Raw genomic sequence first — 12,622 nt, forward strand, 5'->3', positions numbered from 1 at the left:
ACTCCTGCGATCACTGCGCCCAGACCGATCATCCCGACAATACGCGCCTTGTCCCTACCATTCGCCCTGCCATCCGCCGTGCTCCGTCCCGCGACCGAAGGCCCGGCCCTGCCCGGCACGGACGACACCGACGGGCACCCCGCCCAGGCCGGCGGCGGGCCCCGCTTCGCCTGGGCCGTCACGGGCTCCGGCCATTTCCTGGAAGAAAGCCTGGCGCTGGCTGCCGCGCTGCCGGATGTGGACCTCTTCCTGTCGCGCGCGGCCGAGGAAGTACTGGCCATCTACGACATTCCGCTCGCAGCGCTGAAAGCGCGCTTTCGCGTGTTCCGCGACAAGACCGCCAGCGCGGCGCCGGTTGGCATGCTGTACGGGCACCGCTACCACACCACGGTGATCGCGCCGGCCACCAGCAATACCGTCGCCAAATGCGGGTTCGGCATCTCGGACACGCTGCCCACCAATATCTTTGCCCAGGCCGGCAAGCTCGGCATCCCCGGCCTGGTGTTCGCGTGCGATACCGAACCCGTGGTGGTGACCAAGGGCCCGCAGGGCTGGCTCAAGCTGCACCCCCGCAATATCGAACTGGAGAACGTGGAGCGGCTGCGCCGCATCGACCATTGCCAGGTGGCCTGCTCCATCGGCGAGTTGCGCGCGGCGCTGGATCAACGACTGAGAGCACTGTCACTGACATGGAACACATCGTCTTTCTGACCGGGCGCCTGGCCGAGAAAGGCCTGGAGCGGGTGCTGCGCAGCCTCGAGCCCGCGCCGTTCACCTGGGAAATCCGCGAGATCGGCCTGCAGGTAGCCGCGCTGATGACCGCCGACATGGTGCGCCGGCGGGTGGCGGCGCCGGTGGCGGCAGACCGTATCGTGGTGCCCGGGCGCTGCCGCGGCGACCTGGACGAGCTCTCCCGCCACTACGGCATGCCGGTCGAGCGCGGGCCGGAAGACCTCAAGGACCTGCCCGGGTTCTTCAATCGCAAGGCGCGGCCCGTGGATTTGTCCCGGCATGACATCGCGATCTTTGCCGAGATCGTTGACGCACCGCAACTCGACATCGCGGGCATCTGCGCACGCGCGTACCGCCACCGCGCCGAGGGCGCCGACGTGATCGACCTGGGCTGCCTGCCCGCCACCGCATTCCCCCACCTGGAAGACGCCGTGCGCGCGCTCAAGGCCGAAGGCTTCCAGGTCAGCGTCGATTCCATGAATACCGACGAACTGCTGCGTGGCGGCCGCGCCGGCGCGGACTACCTGCTCAGCCTGTCGCTCGATACCCTGTGGGTGGCCGACGAAGTCGCCGCGACGCCCATCCTCGTGCCCAGCCAGCCCGGGGACGAACGCTCGCTCCATGCCGCCGTCGAAGCCATGCAGGCGCGCGGACGCGCCTACATCGCCGACGCCATCCTCGATCCGATTCCGTTCGGACTGCTGGCATCGCTGGGGCGCTACGAGCGCCTGCGCCAGCGCTTCGCCGATGCGCCCATCATGCTCGGCATCGGCAACCTGACCGAGCTGACCGAGGCCGACACCGGCGGCATCAACGCGATCCTGATGGGCATTGCGGTGGAGCTGCGCGCGTCGGCGGTGCTGACCACCCAGGTCAGCGGCCACGCACGCCGCGCCATCCGCGAAGCCGACGTGGCGCGCCGCATGATGTACGCCGCGCGCGAGCAGCGCTCGCTGCCCAAGGGCCTCACCGACGAGATGATGTCCCTGCACGCGCGCGATCCCTATCCCGACACGGCCGAGGAGATCGCCGAGACCGCCAGCGCCATCCGCGATCCGAACTTCCGCGTGCAGGTCTCCGAGCAGGGCATCCACGCCTACAACCGCGACGGCCACCACGTGGCCGCCGACCCCTTTACGCTGTTCCCGCGCCTGCAGCTCGAGCATGACGGCAACCATGCCTTCTACATGGGGGTGGAACTGGCCCGCGCCGAGATCGCCTGGCGCCTGGGCAAGCGCTACGTGCAGGACCAGTCGCTGGACTGGGGCTGCGCCGTCGGGCGCGAGGCGCAGAACCTGGCCGAATGGTGCGCGCCGGGCACCACCATGCGCAAGCGCGCCTAGCGGACATCACAGCATGAACGACCTCATCTACGAAACCATCGTCACCACGGTCTCGGCCGCGGGCCGGCCGCATATCGCACCGATGGGCGTGCGCCACCGTGGCGACGACATCGTGCTGATGCCCTTCCGGCCATCCACCACCTACGACAATATCGTCGGCACCGGCGCCGCCGTGGTCAACCTGACCAACGACGTGCGCGTCTTCGCCGGCTGCCTCACCGGCCGCCACCGCTGGCCCACCGTCGCGGCCGAGCGCATCCGCGGCGTGCGGCTGGCCGGCGCCCTGAGCCACCTCGAACTGCGCCTGCGCGACGAAGGCGGTGACCCCAACCGTCCCACGCTGCGCATGGCACGCGTGTACCAGCGCCGCCACGGCGACTTTCCCGGCTTCAACCGTGCCCAGGCCGCTGTCATCGAAGCCGCGGTGCTGGTCAGTCGCCTGCACATGCTTGCACCCGACAAGATCGCCCGCGAAATGGCCTACCTGCAGATCGCCATCGACAAGACCGCCGGCCCCGCCGAACACGAGGCATGGCAGTGGCTGCGCGAGCGGATCGACGCGCACAACGCTGCCTCCCTGGAGACCACACCATGACCGCCCTGCTCACCAGCGTACGCAATGTGGAAGAAGCCCTGGAAGCCGCCCGGGCCGGCGCCGACCTGATCGATCTCAAGGAACCCAGGGCCGGCGCGCTCGGCGCGCTGCCCGCGCAGACCGTGTGCGAGGTCGTCCGGGCCGTGCGCACGCGCTGGCCTAACCGCCTGCTGAGCGCCACCATCGGCGACCTCGCGCCAGCCGAGCATGCGCTCATGGTGCTGATGGCCAACACCATCGGCAGGTGCGGCGTCGACTACGTCAAGGTCGGCGTCGCCCGCGGCCCGCACGCACGCGAAGCCCTGGGGCAACTGGCCGGCCTGCCCTGGCAGGTGGTGCCGGTATTCCTGGCCGACGATGGCGTCGACCTCGCGCTGGTCGAAGCCGCCTGCGCGCTGGGCTTTCCGGCGGTGATGGCGGACACGGCCGACAAGCGCTCCGGCACCCTGTTCGACTGCACGGACATGGCAACGCTGCGCGCCATGGTCGGGCTTGCCGGGCGGCATGGCATCAAGGTGGGGATGGCGGGATCGTTGCGGCTTGAGCATCTGCCACGACTGCGGGCGCTCGGGCCGGACTTCGCCGGCTTCCGTGGCGCGCTGTGCGACAGCGGGCGCGGCGGCAGGCTTGACCCCGCAAAGGTGGCCGCGTTGCGGACCGGACTGAACCTGGCCGCGGGACTGGAGGCGCAGGCGGCCTGAGCGTTTGCGGCCTCGCCCAGGGGCATTGGTCCCCGTGAACCAACACCGGAGAACGACAACCATGACCGCGACTTCCATGTCTTTCGTGCCCTTCGACCAACGGCAACTGCGCGATGTGCTCGGCACGTTCGTCACCGGGGTGACCGTGGTCACCACGCGCGATGCCGACGGCGTCGCCCACGGCGTCACCGTCAACGCCTTCAGCTCGGTCTCGCTGGAGCCACCGCTGATCCTGTGGAGCCAGGCCATCGCCTCGCGCAGCTACCCCGCCTTTCGCGACAGCCCTCGCTTTGCCGTCAACATCCTGGCGCACGACCAGATCGGCTTGTCCCAACACTTCGCGCGCTCGCGCGAAGACAAGTTCCATGGCATCGCCCATCACTGCGGGCTGGGCGAAGTGCCGATCCTCGAAGGCGTGGCCGCCCATCTGGAATGCGTGCAGGTGGCGGCGTATCCCGGTGGCGACCATGTGGTCTATATCGGCCGTGTGGAGCGCATCGGCCGCTCCGGGCGGGCACCGCTGGCTTTCGGGCATGGGGAGTATCAGGTGGTGCGGGCGGCACAGGCCGTGCAGGCCGCGCAAGCTGCTCAGGCGGCCTGATTTTCTCGCAACCACGCGCACAGGCGGTCCAGCTCCTGCTTGTGCAGGATCTCCACCGCGCAGGCGGCAGCGCGTGCGCAGGCCGTGAAGCCGCGATCCAGCACGCCGGCCCGCACATACTGGTCCAGGCTCAGTCCCGGCGCGACCTCGCACGACTTCACCAGCACCAGCCGCTGCGCGCCAAGCCGCTCGCTCAGGCAGGCCGCGATGCTGTCCGATGTCGCATCCCAGTTGGTCATGGCGTCCGGCTGCGCGCGCAGCAGCGCGTAGGGCGTCCACAGCGCGGCGCCGCCCTGGCGCAGGACCGTGCGGATATCGTCGTCGCCGGTGGCCAGGGTCAGGCGCGGGCACAGCGCATGCAGCATCAGCGCGTACTGGACCATGGCCAGCACGGCCATATTGTGCGCGGGCAGGTCGCCGAAACCCCACCGCGCCTGGTAGTCCCGCACCTGGTCGGCAAAGCCGCCGCCGCCGGGCACGATCACCACGCGCCCGCGGCCCAGTTCGGAAAGCTGTTGCAGCCAGTCGGGCAGCAGCGGGTCGCGGCCAAGGCTGCCGCCGATCTTGACTACGACCATGAAGCCTCCGTTCCTGCTGGTTCGGCACCGGCCTGCCGGCACCGCAAAGTCATCTCCCGTGTCCTGACCCCACGGCCCGCCTCGCGGTCCTGCCATCGCAGCACCGCCACCGCGACACTGGGCGCACAGACCTGAGCCCATTCCGCGTGCTCGGGCGCGATGCCGGCCAGCGCCTCGAAGGCGCGATAGGGCCGGGCCAGCCGCACCGCCAGCTCGCGCGCCAGGAAGCGCCCGCAGCCGGCGCCGATCAGCGGCGCTTCCGCGGGCAGGCCCACGCCATCCGCTACCCGCCGCAGGTTGACGGCCAGCTCGTCGAGCTGGGCCCGCCGCCATGCGTGGGCAAACGCCAGCCACGCCGCCGGCGCGGCGTCGCGCGCATCGCGGCCGATCATCCTGGCCAGGCGCTGGCGCGTCGCCGCATCGGTCTTGGGGCCGCCGTCCGCACTCGGGTGGGGATCATGCTCGGCCGGCAGTTCGCCGGTCAGCCGATAGACGTCAGCGGTGGTGGCGAACAGCTCGTTCATGACGTTGTACTCGGTGCCTTCGAAGGCAATGCGTCGGGCCAGCGCACACAGCGGCGTGCGCGCCGCGCCCAGGTAGACCAGTTCGCCGGAAGCAAGCCGGCCGGCATCGTCCCGGCCTTGCGCCCTGACCTTGCCATCCACGATGGGAATCAGGTCGCTGGTCGTGGTGCCGATGTCCACCAGCATGCCTTGGTCCGTGCATGCCGCCGCCAGGCTGGCGCTTGCCATCCAGTTGGCCGACGCGATGTGCGCCCAGTCACGCGACACCCGTGCCTGCTCGCGCCAGCCCGCGGCGCCGGCAAAGAACGCCACGCGCGCGCCGAAGCGGCGCGACATGGCTTGCGCGAGCGCCTCCACGCCGGCCTGCCGGTGTGGGAACAGGTCGGCCATCTCGCCGGTCATGGTGACGGCATGGCCCGCCTGCATGGCGTCGGGCCAGCGCCGGCACGCCAGCGCCAGGACCTCGTCGAGCCGATGCAGCCCCTGCCACAGGGGACAGGGCCATTGGGCGACGTCCCGCACGGCGCCATCCTCCAGCCGCGTCGCCTTGATATTCGCGCCGCCCAGGTCCCAGCCAAGGATGACACGATCAGCGGCCATGCGAGGCTCCGTCGGTCTCCAGGCGCTCGGCCCGGACCTGATGCCCGGCCAGCAGTTCGCAGGCCAGGTTGCGGCCGAGCGCGGCGGACAGGCCGGCATAGGCGCAGGTCACGCGCGGGTTCACCTCGATCACCACCGGCCCGCGTTCGGGATGCCAGACCAGGTCGATGCCGACAAAGCCGCGCAGCCCCGGCATGCCGCCACGCAGGCGCCCGGCAAGTTCGGCAAGCAGTTGCCCCGCGCGCCCATTGCGTTCGATGGCATTGGGCAGCACGCCATCGTCGTGCACCTGGCCGCGAGCATCGATGCGAATGCGCTGGCGGTTCACGCTCAGGAGTTCCACCTCGCCCGGCCCGCACAGCAGGGACAGGCTGATCGGCTCGCCTTCCACCCACGGCTCGAGCACCACCGGTTCGCCGCCGGCGAGGCGCCGCAGCCAGGCTTCGTGGGCGGCGTCGAAGCCGTCGTAGGCATGGGTTGCCACCGAGCCGGCGCCGTCATCGGGTTTGACCACCCAGCGCCCGGCCTCGGGCTGGCGCGCCTGGCCATCGTCCCAGGGCCGGGTCGCGGCAATGCCTAGTGCGCCGAAGTGCTGGGCGGTGGCGCGCTTGCTGGTGGCCAGCGCAATGGCGCCGGCGTCACAACCGAGCCAGCGGGCCTCGCCCACCATGTAGTGCAGGCCCAGCAGCACGCCATCGGACTCCGGCGCCACGATCCAGCTCACGTCGTGGCAGGCAGCCTGCCGACGCACGAAGGCCGGCGCATCCTCATCGGGCGCGCGCATACAGCAGACCACCTTGCTCGTGCCACGGCAGGCAGGCAACGGCTCGCCGGGCAGCACCGCGCAGGTCACGCTCACATCGCCGATGCGTGCCAGGTCGGCAATCATGGCATCGCGCATGGCACGGCCCTGGCCCAGCAGTTGTGGCATGGCGTCGGCCTCGGTCTCGCCGCCGCTGATATATTCGTAGACGAACACTCGCGTCATCATTCCGTCTCCATGCACATCATCCCCGTCATCGACCTTCTCGGCGGCTGCGCCGTCCATGCGGTGCGCGGCCAGCGCGACCAGTACCGCCCCATCGCCTCGCGCTTGTGTGCCGGCAGCGATCCCGTGACGGTGGCGCGGGCCATGCTCGCGTACTGCGCGAGCCGCACGCTCTACGTCGCGGACCTCGACGCGATCACCGGCAAGGGTCTCCAGCAGGAAGCGCTGCAGTCCTTATGCCGGGCTTTGCCGGGCGTAACGCTCTGGCTGGACGCGGGCTTTGCCGATGCGGCGGCGGCAGCCTGCGCCATTTCCGCGCTCGCAACGCAGCAACATGGCGGCGCGCGGGTGATACCCGTGTTCGGCAGCGAATCCTTGTCGGATCCGCCCGCACCTGCCCACGTGGGCGCCGCCGTGCCGCCGTTCGACGCATGGCCCGACGCCCCGCTTTCGCTTGACCGGCGCCACGGCATGCCGCTGGGCAGCGCCGCCTGGTGGCAAGCCAGTGCGGCATGGCCGGCGCAACTCATCGTGATGGCGCTGGACCGGGTCGGAGCCTTCGAAGGCCCTGACCTTGAAACGCTTGCCGCCATCCGCACGCAGGCGGGCGCGGCGCGCAAGCTGATCGGCGCCGGCGGCGTCCGCCATGCAGCCGATCTCGCCGCCGCCGCGCGGGCCGGGGCCAGCGCCTGGCTGGTCGCATCCGCCATCCACGATCTCCTTATTGAACCTGCAGAGCCCACAGAACCCGCCGAACCGGCCGCCCCGGGAGGCCGGTCCTCCTGAGCGGCACCGCCCGGCATGGGCAGGCATAAACACGTTCCATGCCAGCACCGTGCGCCGCTCCAGCACACGCTGCGTGCGCCGCGCGCCTGCTCACAGGGTGACAACTTGCCCCGCCTCCGGAGCACTGGCTGTGCCGCGGCCGGTGCCGGATGAAGATGCCGCCGGGACCCCGGGACGACGCGGACGCCACCGTGGCGGGCGCCCGGCGCTCCGGCCACGGCATAGGGCCGCGGCTGGCACACGGTTTGCAGAAAGGGGGGCATGGCACTCGCACCCGACCCCTCCCTCCAAGCAGCCAGTCGCACCGCAGGCCCTCCCGCTGCCATGACCGACTGGACCTGTCCGTTTTGCGCACTGCTGTGCGACGGCCTCAGCGTCACGCAAGCCGCGGGCAAGGCACCGGCGCTGGCCGGCGACGCCTGCCCGCGCGCCACACGGGCGCTGGCGGCGTTCGACCCGCAGGCTGCCGTTGCCGGGCCTTGCGCCGACGGCCGCGCGGTGGCGCTGCCGCAGGCGCTCGACACCGCCGCGCGCCTGCTCGCCGCCAGCCGGCGCCCGCTGTTCGGCGGACTGGCAACCGACGTGGCGGGTGCACGCGCACTCTACGCGCTGGCCAACCAGTGCGCCGCCGTGCTCGACCACGCGCATGGCGACGCCATGACGGCCAGCCTGCGCGCGCTGCAGGATCGCGGCGCCTTTACCACCACGCTGGCCGAGGTGCGCGCACGCGCCGACCTGATCGTGTGCATCGGCACCCAGCCTTCGCACAAGCACCCCGAGTTCTTCCGGCGCTGCGGCCTGGCCGAGGCGGAGCAGCCCTGCGCGCGCGAGATCGTGTTCGTGGGCACGCCGGTCGATGCGGCTGCGGCGGCGCTGCCGGATGCGCGCTGCGGCGCGATCGACCTGCCCGGGAACCTGGATCTTTATCAGGCGGTGGCGCTGCTCAACGCGCTGTGCCGGCCACGTGCGCTGCCGGATCACGGCATCGCGCCGGCGCCGCTGCGCGCGCTTGCCGACAGGCTGCGCGCGGCGCGCTATGCGGTGCTGGTCTGGACGCCCTCGACGCTGGTCGGGCTGCCCGGCGGCAAGCACGCCGCGCTGCTGATCGAAGGCATCCACCACCTGATCAAGACACTGAACCGCAGCACGCGCGCGGGTGGGCTCTCGCTCGGCGGCGATGACGGCGGCAATACCGTCAACCAGGCGCTCACCTGGCTGTCCGGACTGCCGCTGCGCACGCAGGTGCATCGCCAGGGGCTCGATCACGATCCGCATGGCCACGCGGGCGCCCGCCTGCTGCGCGAGCACAGTGTCGATGCCTTGCTCTGGGTCGCCAGCTTCACGCCGGACCTGCCGCCGCCCGCCAGCGCGCTGCCCACCGTGGTGCTCGGGCACCCCGCGCTGGCGGCGTCGATGGCAGACCGGCACGGCGTCTTCATCCCGGTGGCGACGCCCGGGATTGGCGCGGCTGGCCACCTGTTTCGCACCGATGGCGGCATCGTGCTGCCGCTGCGTCCGTTGCGCGAAGACGGCCTGCCCACCGTGGCCGAGGTCGCGACGCAATTGCTGGCGCGGATAACGCGGCTACGGCCGGCCGACGCGGCCGCGGCGCTCCCCGTCCCCCCGGTCCCTCCAGCCCCCTCAAGCACGGAGTCCGCATCATGAGCACACTGCGCCTCCATGGCGGACGGGTGTTCGACCCGCAGCATGGCATCGACGGCAAGCGCGCCGACCTCTACATCCGCGACGGCCGGATTATCGACGAGCCACCGGGCAGCCCGGCAGAGCGCGAGATCGACGTGGGCGGCATGGTGGTCATGGCCGGCGGCATCGACATGCACTCGCATATCGGCGGCGGCAAGGTCAACCTCGCGCGCATGCTGCTGCCCGAAGACCATCGCGACCGTCCGGGCCCTGCGGGGCCCCTCGAGCTGGCCTCCTGCGGCGGCTGTACGCCAGGCACGCTGGCCACCGGCTACCGCTATGCGCAGATGGGCTATACCGCCGCCTTCGAACCGGCGATGATGGCCTCGAACGCACGCCAGACGCATTTCGAGATGGGAGACACACCCATCATCGACCACGGCGCCTACGTCATGCTGGGCAACGACGAGCTGTTCCTGCGCATGCTGGCGGAAGGCACGGACTTTGAACGCATCCGCGACTACGTGGGCTGGACCATCAACGCCAGCAAGGCGCTCGGCGTGAAGGTGGTCAACCCGGGCGGCATCTCCGCCTTCAAGTTCAACCAGCGCAAGCTCGATGTCGACGGCCACCACGAGCACTACCGCATCAGCCCGCGCGATGTGCTGCGCACGCTCGGCAGGGCCCTGATCGAACTGCGCGTGCCGCACCCGCTGCATATCCACGCCAGCAACCTCGGCGTGCCCGGCAATATCGAATCGACGCTGGCCACCATCGATGCCCTGGAAGGCCTGCCTGGCCACCTGACCCATATCCAGTTCCACAGCTACGGTGCCGACGGGCCGCGCAAGTTCTCGTCCGCCGCGCTGCGCGTCACCGAGGCTGTCAACGCCAATCCGAATATCTCGATCGACGTCGGCCAGATCATCTTCGGCCAGACCGTCACCGCATCGGGCGACACCATGATGCAGGTAAAGAATGCCGACTTCGCGCAGCCGCGCAAATGGATCGGCGCCGATATCGAGTGCGACGCGGGCTGCGGCGTAGTGCCGTTCCGCTACCGCGAGCAGAGCTATGTCAATGCGCTGCAGTGGGCCATCGGACTGGAGGTTTTCCTGACGGTCAGGAACCCCTGGCAGGTCACGCTGACCACCGACCACCCCAATGGCGGCCCCTTCACCAGCTATCCGCACCTGATCCGCCTGCTGATGGACAAGTCCTTCCGCGACGAGCAGCTCGCGCGGCTGCACCCCGAGGTGGCGGCAAATTGCGCGTTGCCGGACATCAGGCGCGAGCTGAGCCTGTACGAGATCGCCGTGCTGACCCGGGCCGGGCCGGCGCGTCTGCTGGGCCTGCGCGACCGCGGCCACCTGGGCGCGGGCGCGGCCGCTAACATCGCGATCTATCGCGAAGACGCCAACCGCGAAACCATGTTCAGCGCGCCAGAGTATGTGTTCAAGGACGGCACGCTGGTGGCGCGCGCCGGGCAGATCGTGGCGGCACCAGCGGGCGGCACGCATTTCGTCGAGCCTGAGTATGACACTGGCATCGAGAAGACGCTGCGCAAATACAGCGACCAGCATCTCGCGCTCGACTTCGGCAACGCCGCCATTGGCCATGACGAGCTGTGCAGCTGCTGCCGGGGCGGCAGGCTGCTGCCGGCCGCGTGCGATCCGCTGCAGCGGCAGGATGGCGCATGAACCAGGCCGGGACGATGCGGCGCGGCGCCGGCGCCGGCGCGTAAGACGAAGCGCTGGCCACCTTCCAGGAAACCTTTGCATGCAGATCAACGGAATCGCCATCGACGACACCTTCGCGGAAGCCTTTCCGATGAAGGCGACCCGCCTGCTGGTCACGGCACACAACCTTGCCTGGGCGCGCCATGCCGCCCAGGCGATGACCGGCTTTGCCACGTCGGTGATCGCCTGCGGCTGCGAGGCCGGCATCGAGCGCGAGCTGGCGCCGGCCGACACGCCCGACGGCCGGCCCGGCGTGGCGGTGCTGCTGTTCGCGGTGTCGGGCAAGGAGCTGGCCAAGCAAGTGGAGCGCCGTGTCGGCCAGTGCGTGCTGACCTGCCCCACCACTGCGGTGTACGCGGGGCTGCGCGAAGGCGAGCCGATCGCGCTGGGCAAGAACCTGCGCTTCTTCGGCGACGGCTGGCAGATCGCCAAGATGATCGACGGCGTGCGCTATTGGCGGGTACCGGTCATGGACGGCGAATTCGTCTGCCAGGAAACCACCCCGGTGATCAAGGCGGTGGGCGGCGGCAACCTGCTGATGCTGGCGCGTGATACCGACGGCGCGCTGGCCGCGGCCGAGGCCGCGGTGACGGCAATGCGCCGGCTACCCAATATCATCCTGCCCTTTCCGGGAGGCGTGGTGCGCTCGGGCTCCAAGGTCGGCGCCAGGTACGCCGGCATGCATGCCTCGACCAACGATGCCTTCTGCCCAAGCCTGGCCGGGCTGGTGGCGGGCAGCGAGCTCGCCCCGCCGGTGCGCTGCGTGCTGGAAATCGTGATAGATGGCCTGGCCGAGGCCGACGTGGCCGCAGCCATGCGGGCCGGTATCGACGCGCTGGTCTCGGACGGCGCGGCAAAAGGGCTCGTGCGTGTGTCGGCCGGCAACTACGGCGGCAAGCTGGGACCCTATCATTTTCACCTGCATCGGCTTGCGGGCCAGGGAGAACGGGTATGAGCGGCATGAGCGGCGTCACCTTGCGCCTCGCCAGCGCGCCGGCGCTGCGCGTTGACCTGCGCCACCTGGCGCCCGCCAGCCTGGCCGGGATGGCGCCGGATGCCGTGGCGCGCCTGCCGCTATGGCATGGCAGCGAAGCCATCACGGTGGGCGACCTGTTCACCGTCCATGCCCACGCCGCATCCGGGAACACGCCCAGTCTTGCCTTTGAAGGCGACCTGAGCCGCTTCGACCGCATCGGCTGGCAGATGGCGGGCGGCAGCCTGCGCGTCGACGGCAACGCCGGCGATTTCCTTGCCTGCGGCATGCAGGCCGGCAGCCTGCGCGTGAGCGGCCACGCCGGCGACTTCGCCGCGGCGGCGATGGCGGGAGGCGAGGTCGCCATCGGCGGCAATGCCGGAGACTTCGCGGCCGCGGCGCTGCCCGGCGACATGGACGGCATGCGCGGCGGCACGCTCGATATTCGCGGCGATGCGGGCGACCGCCTGGGCGACCGCATGCGGCGCGGCACGGTGCTGGTGGCAGGCAGCGCCGGCGATTTCGCCGCTTCGCGCATGGTGGCGGGTACCATGGCGATCGCCGGCGCGGTCGGCGACCACCTGGCCTATGGCCTGCGGCGCGGCACCGTCGTGCTGCTCGGCACCGGCCCGCGCGAGCGCGCCACCTTCGTGCGTACCGACAGCAATCTCGATGTATTCTGGGCCCTGCTTGCACGCAGCCTGGCCCGCGCCGGCGGGCCGTTCGCACCGCTGCCGGCATTGCGGCCGCGCCGTTTCGTTGGGGATGTAGCGGTGGATGGCCGGGGGGAATTGCTGGTGTTCGAGTAGCTCGCTGCC

13 protein-coding genes are annotated in these 12,622 nt (G+C 70.5%); 10 read left to right on the forward strand and 3 right to left on the reverse strand.

All coding sequences use genetic code 11. The features are described 5' to 3' along the window. The first annotated feature begins 108 nt into the window (after positions 1–108). From IPF36_RS15805 to IPF36_RS15825, 5 genes are all read left to right on the forward strand, one after another. Positions 109–711, forward strand: coding sequence for a flavoprotein (locus tag IPF36_RS15805; protein ID WP_240746118.1), 603 nt, complete (start codon positions 109–111; stop codon positions 709–711). After that, positions 690–2,075 carry a DUF6513 domain-containing protein gene (locus tag IPF36_RS15810; protein WP_195428703.1) on the forward strand — a complete coding sequence of 462 codons (1,386 nt, stop codon included), beginning with the start codon at positions 690–692 and terminating at the stop codon, positions 2,073–2,075. Before IPF36_RS15805 ends, IPF36_RS15810 begins: the two co-directional genes overlap by 22 nt. A gap of 13 nt (positions 2,076–2,088) precedes the next feature. Then, positions 2,089–2,670: a DUF447 domain-containing protein gene (locus tag IPF36_RS15815; protein WP_195428705.1), complete on the forward strand. Its 582-nt coding sequence runs from the start codon at positions 2,089–2,091 to the stop codon at positions 2,668–2,670. Continuing rightward, positions 2,667–3,371 carry a (5-formylfuran-3-yl)methyl phosphate synthase gene (locus tag IPF36_RS15820; protein WP_195428708.1) on the forward strand — a complete coding sequence of 235 codons (705 nt, stop codon included), beginning with the start codon at positions 2,667–2,669 and terminating at the stop codon, positions 3,369–3,371. The genes IPF36_RS15815 and IPF36_RS15820 overlap by 4 nt, the downstream gene beginning before the upstream one ends. Positions 3,372–3,432: 61 nt before the next feature. After that, a complete protein-coding gene (locus IPF36_RS15825) occupies positions 3,433–3,972 on the forward strand; it encodes a flavin reductase family protein (protein WP_135706855.1) in 540 nt (179 codons plus the stop codon). Here the strand turns inward: IPF36_RS15825 and IPF36_RS15830 are convergent. The 3 genes from IPF36_RS15830 to IPF36_RS15840 are packed head-to-tail and all read right to left on the reverse strand — an operon-like array spanning position 3,960 to position 6,665. Continuing rightward, positions 3,960–4,550, reverse strand: a complete 591-nt coding sequence (locus tag IPF36_RS15830) for an aspartate kinase (RefSeq protein ID WP_195428710.1) — start codon at positions 4,548–4,550, stop codon at positions 3,960–3,962. The genes IPF36_RS15825 and IPF36_RS15830 overlap by 13 nt on opposite strands. Next, complete coding sequence (locus IPF36_RS15835) at positions 4,541–5,674, reverse strand: hydantoinase/oxoprolinase family protein (protein ID WP_195428711.1); 1,134 nt, start codon at positions 5,672–5,674, stop codon at positions 4,541–4,543. The genes IPF36_RS15830 and IPF36_RS15835 overlap by 10 nt, the downstream gene beginning before the upstream one ends. After that, the gene (locus IPF36_RS15840) at positions 5,664–6,665 is read right to left on the reverse strand and encodes an ATP-grasp domain-containing protein (protein WP_255519796.1); all 1,002 of its coding nucleotides are present in this window, start codon (positions 6,663–6,665) and stop codon (positions 5,664–5,666) included. Before IPF36_RS15840 ends, IPF36_RS15835 begins: the two co-directional genes overlap by 11 nt. 9 nt (positions 6,666–6,674) lie before the next feature. On the opposite strand from IPF36_RS15840, the gene IPF36_RS15845 reads away from it, so the two are divergent. The 5 genes from IPF36_RS15845 (at position 6,675) to IPF36_RS15865 (ending at position 12,613) form a co-directional block, all read left to right on the forward strand. Continuing rightward, the gene (locus tag IPF36_RS15845) at positions 6,675–7,448 is read left to right on the forward strand and encodes a HisA/HisF-related TIM barrel protein (protein ID WP_195428713.1); all 774 of its coding nucleotides are present in this window, start codon (positions 6,675–6,677) and stop codon (positions 7,446–7,448) included. Positions 7,449–7,772: 324 nt separating this feature from the next. Further along, a complete protein-coding gene (locus tag IPF36_RS15850) occupies positions 7,773–9,113 on the forward strand; it encodes a formylmethanofuran dehydrogenase (protein WP_195428716.1) in 1,341 nt (446 codons plus the stop codon). Then, entirely contained in the window at positions 9,110–10,792 is a 1,683-nt protein-coding gene (locus IPF36_RS15855; protein WP_195428718.1) for a formylmethanofuran dehydrogenase subunit A, read from the forward strand. The genes IPF36_RS15850 and IPF36_RS15855 overlap by 4 nt, the downstream gene beginning before the upstream one ends. Before the next feature lie 79 nt (positions 10,793–10,871). Continuing rightward, the gene (gene fhcD, locus IPF36_RS15860) at positions 10,872–11,786 is read left to right on the forward strand and encodes a formylmethanofuran--tetrahydromethanopterin N-formyltransferase (protein ID WP_195428720.1); all 915 of its coding nucleotides are present in this window, start codon (positions 10,872–10,874) and stop codon (positions 11,784–11,786) included. Then, complete coding sequence (locus IPF36_RS15865; protein ID WP_368671157.1) at positions 11,783–12,613, forward strand: formylmethanofuran dehydrogenase subunit C; 831 nt, start codon at positions 11,783–11,785, stop codon at positions 12,611–12,613. The genes fhcD and IPF36_RS15865 overlap by 4 nt, the downstream gene beginning before the upstream one ends. Positions 12,614–12,622: the final 9 nt, after the last annotated feature.

Origin of the sequence: Cupriavidus sp. IK-TO18, from assembly GCF_015549295.1 — a bacterium.
Lineage (GTDB): Bacteria > Pseudomonadota > Gammaproteobacteria > Burkholderiales > Burkholderiaceae > Cupriavidus > Cupriavidus oxalaticus_A.

Excerpts from the sequence above, each read along its gene's own strand:
- IPF36_RS15810 (WP_195428703.1), top strand. The coding sequence starts at position 690 with ATGGAACACATCGTCTTTCTGACCGGGCGCCTGGCCGAGAAAGGCCTG.
- IPF36_RS15815 (WP_195428705.1), top strand. The coding sequence starts at position 2,089 with ATGAACGACCTCATCTACGAAACCATCGTCACCACGGTCTCGGCCGCG.
- IPF36_RS15820 (WP_195428708.1), top strand. The coding sequence starts at position 2,667 with ATGACCGCCCTGCTCACCAGCGTACGCAATGTGGAAGAAGCCCTGGAA.
- IPF36_RS15825 (WP_135706855.1), top strand. The coding sequence starts at position 3,433 with ATGACCGCGACTTCCATGTCTTTCGTGCCCTTCGACCAACGGCAACTG.
- IPF36_RS15830 (WP_195428710.1), bottom strand. The coding sequence starts at position 4,550 with ATGGTCGTAGTCAAGATCGGCGGCAGCCTTGGCCGCGACCCGCTGCTG.
- IPF36_RS15835 (WP_195428711.1), bottom strand. The coding sequence starts at position 5,674 with ATGGCCGCTGATCGTGTCATCCTTGGCTGGGACCTGGGCGGCGCGAAT.
- IPF36_RS15840 (WP_255519796.1), bottom strand. The coding sequence starts at position 6,665 with ATGATGACGCGAGTGTTCGTCTACGAATATATCAGCGGCGGCGAGACC.
- IPF36_RS15845 (WP_195428713.1), top strand. The coding sequence starts at position 6,675 with ATGCACATCATCCCCGTCATCGACCTTCTCGGCGGCTGCGCCGTCCAT.
- IPF36_RS15850 (WP_195428716.1), top strand. The coding sequence starts at position 7,773 with ATGACCGACTGGACCTGTCCGTTTTGCGCACTGCTGTGCGACGGCCTC.
- IPF36_RS15855 (WP_195428718.1), top strand. The coding sequence starts at position 9,110 with ATGAGCACACTGCGCCTCCATGGCGGACGGGTGTTCGACCCGCAGCAT.
- fhcD (WP_195428720.1), top strand. The coding sequence starts at position 10,872 with ATGCAGATCAACGGAATCGCCATCGACGACACCTTCGCGGAAGCCTTT.
- IPF36_RS15865 (WP_368671157.1), top strand. The coding sequence starts at position 11,783 with ATGAGCGGCATGAGCGGCGTCACCTTGCGCCTCGCCAGCGCGCCGGCG.